General features: G+C 38.9%; 13 protein-coding genes. 5 read left to right on the top strand and 8 right to left on the bottom strand.

All coding sequences use genetic code 11. The features are described from left to right. The first annotated feature begins 282 nt into the window (after positions 1-282). Positions 283-1,725, top strand: coding sequence for an aspartate ammonia-lyase (gene aspA, locus G8761_RS14725; protein ID WP_166027953.1), 1,443 nt, complete (start codon positions 283-285; stop codon positions 1,723-1,725). Between the two features lie 375 nt (positions 1,726-2,100). On the opposite strand, the gene G8761_RS14720 is transcribed toward aspA, so the two are convergent. From G8761_RS14720 to G8761_RS14700, 5 genes are all read right to left on the bottom strand, one after another. Beyond that, positions 2,101-2,565, bottom strand: a complete 465-nt coding sequence (locus G8761_RS14720) for a CD3072 family TudS-related putative desulfidase (RefSeq protein ID WP_166027951.1) — start codon at positions 2,563-2,565, stop codon at positions 2,101-2,103. Continuing rightward, positions 2,555-3,133, bottom strand: coding sequence for a CD3073 family putative ECF transporter S component (locus tag G8761_RS14715; protein WP_166027949.1), 579 nt, complete (start codon positions 3,131-3,133; stop codon positions 2,555-2,557). The genes G8761_RS14720 and G8761_RS14715 overlap by 11 nt, the downstream gene beginning before the upstream one ends. A 151-nt stretch (positions 3,134-3,284) precedes the next feature. After that, entirely contained in the window at positions 3,285-6,314 is a 3,030-nt protein-coding gene (locus G8761_RS14710; RefSeq protein ID WP_166027947.1) for an efflux RND transporter permease subunit, read from the bottom strand. 105 nt (positions 6,315-6,419) lie between these two features. After that, the gene (locus tag G8761_RS14705) at positions 6,420-6,995 is read right to left on the bottom strand and encodes a YitT family protein (protein WP_166028066.1); all 576 of its coding nucleotides are present in this window, start codon (positions 6,993-6,995) and stop codon (positions 6,420-6,422) included. Positions 6,996-7,132: 137 nt separating this feature from the next. Further along, positions 7,133-8,434 carry an NCS2 family permease gene (locus G8761_RS14700; RefSeq protein ID WP_166027945.1) on the bottom strand — a complete coding sequence of 434 codons (1,302 nt, stop codon included), beginning with the start codon at positions 8,432-8,434 and terminating at the stop codon, positions 7,133-7,135. A 366-nt stretch (positions 8,435-8,800) separates the two neighbouring features. On the opposite strand from G8761_RS14700, the gene G8761_RS14695 reads away from it, so the two are divergent. Beyond that, complete coding sequence (locus G8761_RS14695; protein ID WP_420800258.1) at positions 8,801-9,448, top strand: HAD family hydrolase; 648 nt, start codon at positions 8,801-8,803, stop codon at positions 9,446-9,448. 40 nt (positions 9,449-9,488) lie between these two features. On the opposite strand, the gene G8761_RS14690 is transcribed toward G8761_RS14695, so the two are convergent. Together G8761_RS14690 and G8761_RS14685 are read right to left on the bottom strand one after the other, a co-directional pair. Beyond that, on the bottom strand, positions 9,489-10,490 hold the full coding sequence (locus tag G8761_RS14690) for an inorganic phosphate transporter (RefSeq protein ID WP_166027941.1): 1,002 nt from the start codon (positions 10,488-10,490) through the stop codon (positions 9,489-9,491). A gap of 12 nt (positions 10,491-10,502) precedes the next feature. Continuing rightward, entirely contained in the window at positions 10,503-11,120 is a 618-nt protein-coding gene (locus G8761_RS14685) for a DUF47 domain-containing protein (RefSeq protein ID WP_166027939.1), read from the bottom strand. Between the two features lie 1,077 nt (positions 11,121-12,197). Here G8761_RS14685 and G8761_RS14680 point away from each other — a divergent pair. Further along, positions 12,198-12,455: a GlsB/YeaQ/YmgE family stress response membrane protein gene (locus tag G8761_RS14680; RefSeq protein ID WP_166027937.1), complete on the top strand. Its 258-nt coding sequence runs from the start codon at positions 12,198-12,200 to the stop codon at positions 12,453-12,455. 115 nt (positions 12,456-12,570) lie between these two features. Here G8761_RS14680 and G8761_RS14675 read toward each other — a convergent pair whose 3' ends face one another. Further along, positions 12,571-13,488, bottom strand: coding sequence for an RluA family pseudouridine synthase (locus tag G8761_RS14675; protein WP_420800257.1), 918 nt, complete (start codon positions 13,486-13,488; stop codon positions 12,571-12,573). 181 nt (positions 13,489-13,669) lie between these two features. Between G8761_RS14675 and G8761_RS14670 the strand changes: the two genes are divergently transcribed. Continuing rightward, positions 13,670-14,068, top strand: a complete 399-nt coding sequence (locus G8761_RS14670; protein WP_166027935.1) for a DUF5365 family protein — start codon at positions 13,670-13,672, stop codon at positions 14,066-14,068. 394 nt (positions 14,069-14,462) lie between these two features. Further along, entirely contained in the window at positions 14,463-16,205 is a 1,743-nt protein-coding gene (locus G8761_RS14665) for a phospho-sugar mutase (protein ID WP_166027933.1), read from the top strand. The last annotated feature ends 22 nt before the right edge of the window (positions 16,206-16,227 follow it).

Below are 16,227 nucleotides of genomic sequence, written 5' to 3'. Positions count from 1 at the left end.
ATAACGCTAACCATTAAAGCTTCCCTTAAGGGGAGCTTTTTCTTTTTGAGCTTGGAAGAAGAAAAAATTATTTTTTACAAATTTATGAAAATGGAAAAAGATTAAATAAGAACATTTTGTGAAAAGCCATATAAAAAGGAAGCAAGATTTTTATAATGAATATAGTGTAATGCAGATTTACCGCATTAGAAGCCGTTTTAAGGAGGATTAATGACCTGATAGGATGTAGCGGTGCAGCATATAATAATACAAGCTACCAAGGAATACAAAGGGGCGGAAGACATGAACGGAAATAAAGAATACAGAGTTGAGAAGGATTTTTTGGGAGAAAAGAAAGTACCTGCACAAGCCTATTATGGAGTTCAAACCTTAAGAGCGGTTGAAAACTTTCCTATTACAGGATATCGGATTGAGTCAAGCTTAATTAAAGCAATGGCCATAGTAAAAAAATCTGCTGCCATAGCTAACAATGAAATTGGACAACTGAAGGAGAAAATTGCAAACGCTATCATATTAGCGGCTGACGAAGTAATTGACGGAAAATGGCATGAACAATTTATTGTGGACCCTATCCAGGGAGGGGCAGGAACATCGATTAACATGAATACAAATGAAGTAATTGCAAATAGAGCACTTGAATTGATTGGCGAGAAACTCGGAAGTTATAAAGTTATTAGTCCCAATACCCATGTTAACATGGCCCAATCGACAAATGATGCTTTTCCAACAGCTATCCATATTTCCGTTTTATCGAGTATGGAAGGTTTACTCGAGGCCATGAAACAGCTTCACGCAGCATTTGAACAAAAAGCTATTGAATTTAATGATGTCATTAAAATGGGCAGAACCCATTTGCAGGATGCTGTGCCTATCAGGCTGGGACAGGAGTTTGAAGCATATGCAAGGGTTTTGAACAGGGATTTAGAACGTATAGCCAATTCCCGTCAGCACCTGTATGAGGTAAATATGGGTGCTACAGCTGTCGGCACAGGATTAAATGCTGAACCCCTGTATATTGAGAGGGTAGTACACCATCTGGCTGAAACAAGTGGTTTCCCTCTGAAGAAAGCAGAACACTTGGTGGATGCAACGCAGAATACGGACAGCTATCTTGAGGTATCCGCAGCCTTAAAGGTGTGCATGATGAATATGTCCAAAGTGGCTAATGATTTAAGGATGATGGCCTCAGGACCGCGAGCCGGCCTTGGTGAAATTCAGCTTCCGGAACGCCAGCCAGGTTCTTCGATCATGCCTGGAAAAGTAAATCCTGTTATGGCAGAAGTGCTGAATCAGGTTGCATTCCAGGTAATCGGCAATGATCATACCATTTGCCTGGCAGCAGAAGCAGGGCAGTTTGAATTAAACGTCATGGAGCCTGTCCTGGTTTTCAATCTGCTTCAATCCATTAAGATAATGACCAATGTCTTTACCGTATTCCGCCAGTATTGTCTTGAAGGTATTACAGCCAATAGGGAAAGACTGGAGCACTATGTCAACAACAGTGTTGGAATTATAACAGCCATCAATCCGCATGTTGGCTATGAAACGGCAGCCGCGATTGCAAAAGAAGCAATTGTAACAGGAAAGTCGGTAAGAGACCTTTGCCTGGAAAAAGGGGTACTTACGGAAGAAGAACTGGATATTATCTTGCATCCATATGAAATGACTGACCCGGGCATAGCGGGCAAAGAGCTTATTGAAAAAAAGGATGTTCTGAAAATCTAGCTGATTAGTTCTGGTGTGCGGAAAATGGGATATTAGATTAACTTAAAGAGGAGGCTGCGCTTGAGCATCCTCCTTTTGTACATAAAAAGTATAAAGTTTTGACCTGTAAAAGCGCCTAGCGAATTCTCATCTTTGAAAAGTTTACTTGAGTATCTTCCGCAAGTATGACGCAGGTGATACTGGGTGAAGCTCGTGTCCATTCCACTTTTTCGTATGATAAGTGAACACGAACTTTTAAAGTGCTCCTGCGCCCATAATCAAAGGAGCTAATGTTCAGTTCGTCGCAAAGCTGCATGTTGTCTATTCAAAAGAGGATGAACAGGAAGTTTACTCGGGCACCCTGACCCCCTGAATGGGCGCTTGTGCTTATCTTATTTATTTAGACTTATGAATATCAGCGTTAAAAACCGGATTCTGTGTATTCGGAAGGTGCCAGAAGGTCTCTATCGCAATTTTTTTGACATCCATAAGGCCTTTAAACTCTTCCATAAAAACACCCCGTCCAGGGTCGCAGGATGGACTGCTTTGTATACCGACTGTGCCCATTATTTGATAGCCATTTTGCTGGTAGTTTAATAATTGGTCAATAATTGGCTCCAGTATTTTTCGGCAGTGGGCCCTGTATGATTTATTATCATATTCCTCATAAGTCATGGGTGGGCGTTCAAGACCAAGGAAAGTAAATTCAGGACATGGAAGCTGGACAATCCCATATCCATTTTTTAGAGCCCATTCCATAACGGAAGGAATGGCACCAAGAGCCCGGGCTTCCTCTTCTATAACTGTATTTTGATTAATAATGCAATGAGAAACAAGAAGAATCTTTTTACTACGCTGCATGATCTGATCCCTTTTTATTATAAGTATTTTGAATGGAAGGCACCCTGCTGATTAAAAACATAACCAGAAGGCAGGTAAGAATTTTATCAACAAAGTTTCCTGTAATTCTGGATATAAAGGTGGAGGCAAAAATATCGTGGCCAGCAGCTCTTGCCCATAATACTACAAGGTCCATACCGCTGCCGTTTAATCCTCCAAATAAAGCAACTGCGATAGGCGTGCCAATTAATGGTGCGATAATCGATAACAATAAGCCGGTTGAAAGGGCAACATACCATTTGGCAAAATTAAATTTCCTTGCCATAAACCCAGTAACAAGTGCAATGGCTATATTAACGAGTCCAAAAAATACTGCCGAAGGTTCTGTCGTTATGCCTAAAACCACGTTTGTCAAAAGACCCGTAAGTGAACCCCACCATGGACCAAATACGACAGATACTAAAACAGTTCCAATGGTATCTAAAAATAAAAGTGGAATTTTCATCATTGATACCATTGTTCCTAATACCACATTAAGTGTAATACCCAAAGCAGAAAAAACCAGAATAAATGTTTTACGATTACCCATTAAATCCTCTCCTTTTATGTTTGTCTCATTTTAATATTTATATTAGGGAAAGCAGGAAAAATCCCATTTACTCACCCATTCATCATTTTTTGTTTCTTTCATTGAAGCAAAAAGCACGCCGGATATAAAAATCCGCCGTGCTTACTCTGTCTTACATAGATATATGATTGTGTGAGCTCTGACTCAATCTTTGTTTCTTTGATTTTCTAAAATGAAGCAGTTCATAAACTACTGGAATAACAACTAAGGTTAATAAAGTAGCTGCACTGAGCCCTCCGATAACAACGATTGCAAGGCTTTGGGAAACAAGGTTTCCTGTTTCTGCCTTTTTGAATAGGAGCGGAAGCATAGCGAAAATGGTTGCAATAGCTGTCATAAGGATTGGCCTCATCCGGATGGAGGCGGCTTCGACTATTGCATCACGCATAATCATCTTTTCTTCATTTTGCTTAATACGGTCCAATAGAACAATGGCATTTGTAACGACTACACCAATGAGCATCAGGGCTCCTAGCAATCCTGTAATATCAACGGCAATTCGGCTGATAAGGAGAGCAAAAATGGCTCCAATGGCTGCCAGTGGTAAAGAGAAAAGAATCGCAATTGGCGCACGGATTGTTTTAAAGGTAATGACCATTATTAAAAATACCAGTCCAATAGAAATAGCCATCGTCGTAAAGAGGTCATTAAAGTCATCCGCCTGCTGCTGGCTTGCTCCGCCTACAAAAACATTCACGTCACTTGGAAGCTTCATGCCTTTTACATCTTTTTTATTTCCAAAAATTCGTTTGTTCATTTCTTCGGTGACCTGGGATAATTTATCTGCTTTTACCATGGCTGTTATCTGGATATAGGCGTCACCGTCTTTATGGAAGGCACTAGATGGTTTTTCCTCTTTATTTAATGTTGCCACGGAAGAAACAGGTACCATTCCTGCTTGAGTCATTACTGTGATCTTGCTGAGATCATCTGGAGTTTTTGGATCAAGAATTGGGTCAAGCAAAACCATAGTCTTTTGTCCATCTAATTCCATGGAACCAATTGGAGTCCTGTTTAACATTACCCCAACCTGCTGGGCTATCTGTTGAGTATTTCCCTTAGATAATTCTACATCTAGAGAATAAACTGTCTTTTTAGATTCCTGATTAGAAGAGATTTTTTCAATGCCTTTTATGTTTCTTATCTTAGTTTCTACTGACTTCGCTGTTTTTTCTATGCTGGCAAGGTCCTCACCCATTACATCAATATTTATCTGAGGGGAACCACCACCCATCATAGAGGAAGCAGCAGCAGTCAAGGTTGCGCCAGGGTATTTATCTTTTTGGGAGTTTATCTTTTTAATAACCCCATCGGTTTCATCTTTATTTTTCAAAATGATATTTAAATTTGCAACGGTAGGAGAACCTACGTCGCCAAATTTGGCTGCATCTTCACTAATCCCCAGAGTAGTAAATTCATTTTTGACCTCATTAAGGCCAGTAATGAATTTTTCCAGCTCAAGAGTATTCTCCTTTACTTTTTCTACAGGAGTATCACTTGGGTAATTTAAAACTACCTGAACAAAATCAGCTGATGAATTGTCTGTTGCTCCTTTTGGCATGGAAAAATAAGTTCCTATGGATCCCGCAAATAACAAAAAGGATACCAAGATAACAACCCATTTATGGTTCAAGGACCATGTTATAAATCTTGTAAACTTGACTGAAGGCTTATGCTCCCGCAGTTTAGCATTCTTTAATAGTGCAGAACTCATTAGAGGAACAACTGTTAAGGCTACTACTAAAGACGAAAGAAGTGAATAAGTAATCGTTAAAGCGAAAGGAAGCACGAAGTCCTGTAAACCGCCGTTAACAAGGCCAATCGGCAGAAATACTGCAACAGTAGTTAATGTCGAAGCAGTTATCGCACTCGATACTTCTTTGGTAGCATCTAATACTAGGTGTACGGAAAACTTCTCATTTTGCATTTTTCTAAAGATATTCTCAATAACTACAATACTGTCGTCTACAAGCCGGCCGACAGCTACTGCAACCCCGCCGAGAGTCAGGATATTTAAGGTTACACCTGATTTAGACAGCAGGAATAGAGTAAAGGCCAATGAAAGTGGTATGGATACTATGGTAATAAAAGTAGAACGGATATTGCGCAGAAAAACCATAATAACAATGGTTGCGAATAAAGCCCCGATCAGAACCTCTTTCATCATAGAGTTAACCGAGGTCTTCACCATGTCTGCTGTAGCAATAAGTATTTTTGCTTCTGCCTGATCATACTTTTTGTTTAATTCTTTAATCTTTTTGCTAAGGTCTTTACTTACAGAAACCGCATTTGAGTTGCTGTCTTTTACCACGATAAGCAGCAGAGAATCATTTCCGTCAACTCGGGTCATCATTCCCTCAGGCTTCTTTACGTTTACCGAAGCCACATCCTTTAAAGAAACTCCAGGAGCAACAGTAAGGCTTTCTAATTTTGAAATGCTGTTAATATTCCCAACAACACTAATATTGCTGGCTTTTCCGTCGATGTTTTTTTCGCCAATAGCAACTGAAACATTTTGTCCTTGAAGAACGCCCATTAATGATTGCAGAGATACTTTTTTTTGTGCTAAAAGTGCATTGTCTACCTTGACGGAAACAAAGGAGTCTGAGCTGCCGTATGTTTGAATAGCTGCAACACCTTTAATACTCTTAAGCGGATCGATTATTTTTTGCTTCGCAAATTTAAGATTTTCAGTTGTAAGGCCGTCCTTGAAGTTCACTGCTACATCTGCAATTGGAATCATGGATGTGTTCCGCTGGACAATAGTAGGCTTCATAATATTTGGAGGCAGCTGCAGGCTGCTAACTGCTTCGGCTACATCTTGTTTTGCCTGTTTCATATCTGTTTTAGAATCAAAATTAATATCGATTTTTGTAAAACCGTCCCCAGTTGTTGAAAAAATGTTCTTCTTACCTTTAACACCAGCCACCGTATTTTCAATTGGTGTTGTAACCTGGGTTTCCATTGTTTTTGCATCTGTTCCCTGACCCATAGCAACCACCATTACAAGCGGTTCATCAGCTGGCGGCAGGAATTCCATCGGCAGCGTAAAATAGCTTATGAGTCCCATTAGTAAAACTAGTACTGACATTAAACCAACAGCTGCCTTATTTTTAAATGCCCATTTTGTGAACAAAGACATAGTAAATTTTATCCTCCTATGGTTAATTTATCCTAAACAACTTCAAAATCTTACCACAGAACAAATGGAGAATAAAACCTTTTTTTTATAAATTTCACAATTTTTTTAATAAGCTTCTTTTTTCCATACAGCTGTGAAGGAGGTCATGACACCAACACACAAAATGGTTATAAAAGAGTAGAAAAACTTTTCGAGTCCCACGACTTCTATTCCACTTGTAATGACTAAGCCGTCAATTAAAAAAATAATTACCCCTACATTTACAGATGTGAGCTTTGTCAGCAGTTGAGCAAGAAGATCAGTGCCTCCGGTACTAGTTTCATACCTAAGCATCAGGCCAATTCCAACTCCCACAAGCAGACCTCCTATAATCGTGCTGGGTAAAATACCCAGATGGAAACGGCCGTCTAAAAAGGAAAACAAGTCTATGGAAAACGAGGAAATAATCAATCCTTGCAGGCTGTAGTAAAAATAACGCCGCTCATACACCCATGCTAATGCATAGAGTGGGAGACTCAATATAATGATACTCAGTCCTGTCGGAAGGCCATAAAAATAGTGAAGTATGAGCCCAATCCCAATCACCCCGCCATCAAGTAAATGGTGGGGAACTAAAAAACCATTAATTCCAAAGCTTAAAAGAAGGCTTCCAGTAAGTACTGCTGCAATTTTTTGCAGGATAAGACATCACCCCAACCTGTCCTTTTTCTACTAAAATATGTTAGGAGAGAGGGAATAGAATCAAAAGTTTAATTACGAGGTGAAGGTTAAAGAAAAAATAAAAAAGCTGAACCCCTAAGTATGGGCTCAGCTTAATTTTAATGCTGTAAAAATGCCAGCTGAAAAAAGAATAAAACGGCAAATAGATAAACAAGCGGATGAACTTCACGCCATTTTCCTTTTACTACTTTCATTAACGGAAAGGAAATAAATCCAAGAGCTATTCCTGTGGAAATGCTTGAAGTCAGAGGCATGCTGAGGATAACTAAGAAGGCTGGAAAGGCCTCGTCTAATTCATCCCATTTTATATGGGCAATGCTTCCCATCATCAAGCTTCCGACGATAATCAAGGCAGGTGCTGTTATGGCAGAAAGCCCTGACACAGCTCCAACGAGTGGTCCGAAGAAGGCTGATAGAATAAACAAGATAGAAACAGTAAGAGTGGTTAACCCAGTTCTTCCTCCAGCTGCTACACCACTGGAGCTTTCGATATACGCAGAAGTTGGGCTTGTTCCAAAAAGGGAGCCAATAGTTGTTGCAATAGAATCAGACAGAAGAGCAGCCCGGGCTCTTGGCAATGTTTTTCCTTTCATTAAACCAGCTTGCTGTGCAACACCAATCATGGTTCCGGTCGTATCAAAGATGGTGACAAGAAGGAAGGAAAAGACAACAGCGTAAAGGCTGTGGCTGAATACCTGTCCAAATGCATCCACGGGATTGGTAATGATCATCCCTTTCGGCAGATGGGGAAGAGATACAAATCCTTTTTTGAAGGAAAGCTGACCTGTAAAGTAAGCAATTGCTCCAGTAATAATCATTCCGAAAAACATCGCGCCATTTACTCTTAATGACAATAGAATCAGTGTGACTGCCAGGCCGGCAATGGCAAGAGCTGCTTGTGGTGCGTGCAAATCACCCAGGCCCACAAGGTTAGTTGGGTGTTTTGTAATGATTCCTGTTAGTCTTAAACCAATAAAAGCGATAAATAACCCGATACCGGCAGTAATCCCATGCTTTAAATTGTCAGGAATTGCTTCAATTAATTTACTTCTAAATGGGGTAAGGGAAAGAATAATAAAAATCAGCCCCGCTACAAAAACTGCGGCAAAAGCAGTTAGATAATCAATATTTCCATGTGTCCCTACTACTGAATAAGCAAAATATGCGTTTAGGCCCATACCCGGTGCGATTGCAATCGGATAGTTTGCAAAAAGTGCCATCCAAAGTGTTCCGGCAACAGTTGCAATAATCGTTGCGGAGAACACTTGTTCAAAAGGAACTCCAGCATCAGATAAAATAACAGGATTAACAATAACAATATAAACCATTGTCAGGAAGGTAGTTATTCCAGCAAGTATCTCAGTTTTTGCATTAGTTTGATTTTCTTTTAATTTAAACATGATAACACTCCTAAAAACGAACATTAATAACAACAGATTATATAATATTCGTTTTTTCTACAAAAATCAACAGGTAAAAACAAAAGCTGCAGCCTAATGAGAATTACAAAATGAGTAAAAAGGTTTGTGTAAAAATTATTTTAACCATAAAGCTATGTTTACCATTCCAATATTAAATATTTAAGCCTTTTAAAAGGACTATTGGACCCTCAAATTTAATAGTGTAGTGGTTGTACAGTGAAGGAAATATAGTTTAAAAATGGAACTACTTTTTGATAGGTAATTCATGTTACCATGAAAAGATAACATACGTATTGAACTTACAGCCAAATACAGAAGAAGGGAATAGGGGGAGGAATAACAATGATTAAAGCAATAATATTTGATTTTGACGGAACTATAGTGGATACAGAGAGTGTCTGGTACGAGCTTTATAGAGAAATACTATTTGAAGAATACAGCTTGGAACTGCCACTCGAAGAATTTTCCAAATGCATTGGCACCACAGATGAAGTTCTTTATGCATACATACAGGAGGGGACAGGTAAAAAGGTTGATCGAAATAAGCTGGAGGAAGCGGTTAAGCATAGGTTTTCTGGGAAGAAAGAAATGCTGGAGGTCCGTGAAGGCGTTTTGGAAAAAATAAAGGAAGCCGAAGATCTAGGGCTTAAAATGGCTCTGGCATCAAGCTCGAGCAGGGAATGGGTAGATAGCTTTTTAGAACAATTTAACCTGAAAAGTTATTTTAGCGTAATTAAAACGAGGGAGGATGTTGAAAAAGTAAAGCCGGACCCTTCATTATACTTGAAAGCATTGGAGGAACTTGGAGTTGAGCCTTTTGAAGCACTGGCGATAGAGGATTCAGCTAATGGAGTACTCGCGGCAGTTTCAGCAGGAATGCATTGTGCAGTTATCCCAAATCAAGTGACCGCGCAGCTCAAATTCCATGAAAAGGCAGTACGTTCTGAACACTTTAGGGATTTGTCCTTTAAATTTGAGATTTATAATATTTAAAAACAAACCGGCAGGAATTTCCCTGCCGGTTTGTTCATGATTAAAAGATTTGATTCAAAATATAGTATAAAATGGCGGCAATTGCAGCAGATATAGGAAGTGTAATAATCCAGGTAATCACCATACGCTGAGCTGTATCCCATTTAACACCTTTAATACGGTGAGATGAACCTACACCTAAAATTCCAGAAGAAATTACATGCGTCGTACTTACCGGAAGGTGGACATAGGATGCTCCAAAAATAACAAGCGCGCCTGTTAAATCGGCAGCAACACCGTTGATCGGACGGATCTTCATAATTTTACCGCCGACAGTTTTAATGATTTTCCATCCGCCAATGCTTGTTCCAAGTCCCATTGCAATCGCACAGGCGGCCTGAACCCACAAAGGGATGTCTGCATTCGGATGAAGATATTTATTAGATATTAAAGCCATTGTAATAATACCCATTGATTTTTGAGCGTCGTTTGTACCATGTGAAAATGATTGCAGGGCAGCAGTTGCTACCTGAACATATCTCATATTTCGATTTGTTTTTGTTAGATGAGAATTCCTAAAAACAACTTTAAAAATGCTGTAAATTATATAGCCAATTACAAAAGCAAGAATCGGTGAAACGACGAGAGCTTCAAGGATTTTTATAAATCCACCGTAGTTCAAAGCCTTAAAACCAGCTGAAGCAATGGCAGCCCCGGCTACTGAACCGATAATGGCATGGGATGAACTGCTTGGAATCCCATAGTACCAGGTAAGAAGGTTCCAGAGGACAGCGGAAATCAAGGCTGCCAGAATAACTACCGATCCGTTATGCAAGGTAAAAGGATCTACAATATCTTTTGTAATGGTCTTAGCAACTCCAGTAAATGTCATTGCACCAACAAAATTCATTACCGCTGCCAAAAGAATGGCATGGCGCGGTTTCAGAGCTTTAGTTGAAACAGAAGTTGCAATGGCATTAGCCGTATCATGGAAACCGTTAATAAAGTCGAATACCAGGGCTCCAATAATAATTAGAATGGTAATCATAAATATACTGCTCATTAATAGGTCTCCTTAAGCATTTTTCATGATAATGGTTTCAAGTGTATTTGCTACACTTTGGCAGCTGTCAGCAATATCTTCCAGGGTTTCATAGATTTCTTTGTACTGGATAATACGGATAGGATCTTTTTCAACTGCGAATAAGTGTTTTATACTCTGCCTTAAGATATTATCACATTTAGATTCATAATCTTTTGTTTTTATGGCATGCTCTCTGATAGCGAGGAGCTTTTTGCCTGTAAGAAGGCCGATTGCTTTGTCAATTTCATTTACGCTGCCTTCAATAGCTGCCACGAATTGAAGCATAAAGTCATCAGCTTGTGTAATAGAATACATTTCGAAAAGAGCTGCACAGGATTCCAGGCCATCTAGGACATCGTCCATGCTGATTGCAAGGTGAAGGATGTCTTCACGCTCAATAGGAGTGATGAACGCATCATTTAGTTCCCTGATTACATCATGTACGAAGGTATCACCTTTTGTTTCATACTCTTTCATTTTTTCAGAGAAGATTTTCAAGTCGCTTACATTTTTTAATTTATATTCTGTAAAGAAATTGCTGCTCTCCTTTAAGTTAGTTGAAATATTGGTTAACAGCACCATAAACTTATCATTTTTTTTTAAGGCCATTTCTTTTACCCCCGTTTTTCATCCCAAAAATTAGTTCACCAAACGAGAATAATTTTATAAAAATATTGTCGAAAAGGGAATTAATTAACCTTAAATTTACAAAAACTTAACAAAAGAATATTCTGATAAATTGTTTTTTAAAAACAAAAATATTTTTAGGTCGCCTGGTTTTGGACATCTGAGAAGCGGGAACAAAACCTACACAGTTGTTTTACCCAAAATTTAGAATTAAATCCATAAAACTGGATATTTCACGGCTTATGCCGTTTATATAAATGGAGCAGCCCGGTTAAAGGCTGCTCTTTGTGTTTTTATTTTTAGCCGTCGGGGCTCGAAAAGGTGCTTCCGTTCTTATTTCTCTTCGGCGCTGTGCGCCTTTAGGGTCTCCATTGACCCGCTTTTTTGCAGGACATTGAAACTTGCATCGCGAAAACTCGTTAGCAAAGGAAAACAGCCATGTATTTAAATCGAACGAAGTTACCCGAAAGCATCATTGAGATCTTTCGAGAATTCTTACACTTCCAATCGCAATGTGCCAAACCATTTACACTTAATATAAATCTTTTTTATAAAATTTCTATTATTAGAAGAAGTTAAACAGGCTCCTGACTGGAGGATGCGAAAGCCACGTGACAGGATAAAGGCGGCCAGTCCCTGCGATAATTCTTCATGGGTGCTACCCTTCCTAGAGTGATCAATAGGCAAATTTAACGGAGTCTATATAAATGAAAGTTTTTACAGCACAATTTTTTAAAAAATAATTTAAAGGTATTATTCCTCGTTTTAAACTTCTGTATTATAGGAAGCAACTTGAATCCTATTAGTATTTTTCGTATGTCCAGAATGAAATGTGTGCATAATAAATTTGTCAGTTATTTTAAAAAACATTTTTGTCAACAGTCTTTTTAATCTTTTGGTTTAATTAAAAAGATATCGGGTATTTTATAGGTACAAGCAGTTAGCTAATAGCAAGATGGTAAAGCATCAGCGAAACCTAGAATGCAGCTACTGTTTGAGACTGCGGCAGTCGTTCATGAATGAAATGGAATTTTAAATTACTATTAAGGAGTGATAAGAATGGGTTTTCTTTGGGCATTAATTATCGGAGGTATCATCGGTTGGTTAGCTGGTATCATTATAGGTAGAGATATTCCAGGCGGTGTTATTGGAAACATTATCGCAGGTTTTGTAGGTGCATGGTTAGGTGGATTGCTTCTTGGAGATTGGGGTCCGCATGTAGCTGATTTTGCAATAATCCCAGCTATTATCGGTGCCGTAATACTTGTATTCCTTCTAAGCCTGATTATGAAAGGCTTCCGCAGGTCTCATGACTAATAAAAAGTGCCTCCCTCGGGAGGCATTTTTTTTTGGCTAATCTGAAACTATATCCATAAATTCTGAAAGCATAAGAAAAACCACGCCATTTGCCTAATGGCGTGGTTTTTCCAATTTATATTTCCTCTAAACTAATCCCCGAAAAGATTGGAGGATTATCCAGAAAAGGCGCATGACAGACAATTTTTTCTAATGTCAATGGGTGAATGAATTCGAGTTTTGCAGCATGGAGGGCCTGGCGGTCAAAGAGAGGCAATCCTCCATATAGAATATCACCTACAAGAGGATGTCCAATATGGCTGAGGTGAACTCGAATTTGGTGTGTTCTCCCCGTATCAAGCCAGCATTTAATGGCGGTAAACTTTTTGGATGAATAGCTTTTTAATACCTGATAATGAGTTATGGCATCCTGGCCAGTCGCGGAAACACGTCTCCTAACTGGATGATGGCGGTCTCTCCCAATCGGTTCGTTAATGATTCCTTTTTTTTGATGGAGCTGACCTTGAACAAGGGCAAGATAAGTTCTTTTAATTTCCCTTTTTTCAAGCATCATATCCATTAAGGAACCTGCTAAAGAATGCTTTGAAAAAATAATAGCCCCGCTTGTATCTCTGTCTAGTCTGTGTATATGCCGAATGTTTCTTATTTCACCCTTTGACAGCAAATAATATGCAGCAGCATTTGCAAGTGTCCCTGTTTCATCAGGTTCGTTGGGATGGGTACTAATAAATGGCGGTTTATTAAAAACAATCAAATGATCATCTTCATATAGAACAGGAACATCCAAGTATGATGGCTCTATTTCAAAAGGAACCTCCTCAAATAGAAGAAGCTGAAGTTTAGTTCCCGAAGAAAGGTTTGCATTCCAATTCGCTGGGTTACCGTTTATTAAGGCTTTTTTTTCTGTCCTAAAAGAATGGGTTAATTTTTTTGGTACCTTCCATTTACTGCGGAATACCTCCTCAATTGTAACTTCATTCCAAGATTCAGGAATGGTTACTTCAAACCATTTTCCTAAGCTCCTTGTTTCCAGCATATTCATGCAGATGAGGCCTCCTTTTTAATTTGTTATTTACCACTGAAACCGGGCCCCGCCTACTGTTTTAAAAGCCTCAAGTGTGGTTATAATTACCACCATTTTTACAGTTCTGATTATGTTATTCTATGGATAAGAAGCTTTAATTTTTTGAGAGGTTCACAAAGGTGGGTTTTAAGTGAAAATTGTTTTTGCATCTACGCCCAGCCAGGAGGAAGAAATCAGCGAGTTGATTCGGTACTTTTACACGAATGTATTTCCAGCTTATTTTACGGAACAGGAAATTAAGGAATACGAGCGTTTAAAAGTATTGCATGCTTCATCCCGGCACTTTGAGCATTTTGGTACATTAAGAGAAGCATTTCGGGTCATGGCATGCTTGCAGACTTTAATTTTTATTTTGGAAGCATCAGATTACGATGACTTCCATGCAGCTCTCTTTAGTAAAAATGCTGCAGTTTTAAAGGATTATGGACTTTATTTTCCTTTTGAGTATGATCAGTTTGTAACTACCCAGAACCTGAAAAACGATTTATTCGGTATGTATTCAAAACCCGCTAATCAAATGCTTGTGTAGAATTTTTAGTTCTGCTGTTCTCCAATGATAGATTCAAGTGCTGGGAAAGCCTGTTGCTGCAGGCTTTTTTTTTGTTTTCCAAAACATCATTGAGGAGTCTTGTTTGTGCCTTCCGCTTCCATCAAAATAGTGAACAAAGTCATCAATGGGTTTTAACATAGCCAAAAAGAAAACTAAGATAGAATACTTTTCTAAAATACTTTATTATCTTAAGTGATTTTGATAAAGAACTCAAATAGTCACTCCTGTTCTTAATTATTTTTTCCTTAATGTAAGTGCAAATTGGAAAAAGAATTAAATTACATATAAAATAAAAGATGAAGCTCATCATGATAATATTTCATTCTTATGAAGGAAAGAAATGTAAACAGATTAGGATGCAGGAGGAGATTAAATGTCTTGGAAAGATAAGGCGAACAGGTGGATTCAATTTGAACAATTGGATTCTGAATTAAAAGCAGAGCTCATTAAAATTGAAAAAGATGAGAAGCGTTTAGAAGAAGCCTTTTATAAGGACCTTGAATTTGGTACAGGCGGTATGCGCGGTGAAATCGGAGCGGGTACTAATAGAATGAATATTTATACAGTCCGTAAAGCTTCTGCTGGATTGGCTGCTTTTATTGAGACTCAGGGAGTGGAAGCAAAAAATCGCGGGACAGTAATAGCATTTGACTCCCGGCACAAATCTCCAGAGTTTGCCATGGAAGCAGCTAAAACTTTGGCTTCTCGTGGAATTAAAACGTACGTTTTTGATGAATTGAGACCAACCCCGGAGTTATCTTTTGCTGTTAGATATCTTAACGCATTTTCGGGGATTGTGATTACAGCAAGCCATAATCCTCCTGAATATAATGGATACAAAGTTTATGGTCCTGATGGAGGCCAGCTTCCACCGGAAAGTGCAGATCAGGTAATTGAAAAGGTTAATGAAATTGAAAATGAATTACAGGTAGATGTATTGAGCGAATCAGAACTAAGGGAAAAAGGCCTAATTCAAACAATTGGCGAGGAAATTGATACAGCCTATACGGACAAGCTCCTGACAATATCAGAGAATCCTGGACTTGCAGAGGAGACAGATTTACAGGTAGTATTTACTCCTCTTCATGGAACTGCCAATAAGCCTGTCAGAAGGGCACTTGCTGCTCTGGGATATAAAAATGTCCATATTGTAAAAGAGCAGGAACTTCCAGATGCTGAGTTTTCAACTGTTAAAAGCCCAAACCCGGAGGAGCACGCTGCATTTGAATTAGCTATCCGTGATGGAAAAGCAACCGGAGCTGATATACTCATTGCCACTGATCCTGATGCGGACCGGCTTGGAGTTGCAGTTAAGAATCCAGAAGGCGAATATGTTGTTTTAACAGGAAACCAAACAGGTGCCTTACTGCTTGATTATATTCTTGCTCAAAAAACGGGAAAGGGTACACTTCCAGCCAATGGAGTTGTCCTTAAAACTATTGTTACTTCTGAAATCGGAAGGAAAATTGCATCAGCATATAACCTGGAAACAATCGATGTATTAACCGGATTCAAATTTATTGCTGAAAAAATTAAGGAATATGAAAAATCTGGTAAATACTCCTTCCTTTTTGGATACGAAGAAAGCTATGGCTACCTTATTGGTGACTTTGCCAGAGACAAGGATGCCATCCAGGCTGCATTATTAGCAACTGAGGTTAGTGCCTACTATAAAAAGAAGGGCATGTCCCTTTATGATGGCCTGATGCAGGTTTTTGAAAAGTACGGTTACTATCTGGAGGGCCTTCGTTCTCTAACGTTAAAAGGAAAAGAAGGCGCAGAACAAATCCAAAGAATCCTTGCTTCTTTCCGATCTGAGCCGTTAACAAAACTCGGCAATCTGGAGGTTCATTCTACTGAAGATTATTTAACTAGTCTTCGTGTAACCGGATTAAAAGAAGAAGCCATTGACCTTCCAAAATCGAACGTTCTGAAATATACCTTTAAGGATGGCTCATGGGTTTGCTTAAGGCCTTCAGGAACAGAACCAAAAGTAAAATTCTATTTTGGAATAAATAGTTCCAGCCTTGAGGAAAGCCAGAGAAAATTGAAGGAAATTGAAAGGGACTTTATGGAACTTGTTGACCAAAAAGTGAAAGAGTCTGAGGGTAAATAATCAGCTGACGCTGCTTAGATTT

Origin of the sequence: Neobacillus terrae, assembly GCF_011393025.1 — a bacterium.
GTDB lineage: Bacteria > Bacillota > Bacilli > Bacillales > Cytobacillaceae > Neobacillus_A > Neobacillus_A terrae.
This window is presented reverse-complemented; position numbering and strand designations above follow the sequence as displayed.

Coding starts and splice junctions, on each gene's coding strand:
- aspA (WP_166027953.1), top strand. CDS start 283: ATGAACGGAAATAAAGAATACAGAGTTGAGAAGGATTTTTTGGGAGAA.
- G8761_RS14720 (WP_166027951.1), bottom strand. CDS start 2,565: ATGCAGCGTAGTAAAAAGATTCTTCTTGTTTCTCATTGCATTATTAAT.
- G8761_RS14715 (WP_166027949.1), bottom strand. CDS start 3,133: ATGGGTAATCGTAAAACATTTATTCTGGTTTTTTCTGCTTTGGGTATT.
- G8761_RS14710 (WP_166027947.1), bottom strand. CDS start 6,314: ATGTCTTTGTTCACAAAATGGGCATTTAAAAATAAGGCAGCTGTTGGT.
- G8761_RS14700 (WP_166027945.1), bottom strand. CDS start 8,434: ATGTTTAAATTAAAAGAAAATCAAACTAATGCAAAAACTGAGATACTT.
- G8761_RS14690 (WP_166027941.1), bottom strand. CDS start 10,490: ATGAGCAGTATATTTATGATTACCATTCTAATTATTATTGGAGCCCTG.
- G8761_RS14685 (WP_166027939.1), bottom strand. CDS start 11,120: ATGGCCTTAAAAAAAAATGATAAGTTTATGGTGCTGTTAACCAATATT.
- G8761_RS14680 (WP_166027937.1), top strand. CDS start 12,198: ATGGGTTTTCTTTGGGCATTAATTATCGGAGGTATCATCGGTTGGTTA.
- G8761_RS14665 (WP_166027933.1), top strand. CDS start 14,463: ATGTCTTGGAAAGATAAGGCGAACAGGTGGATTCAATTTGAACAATTG.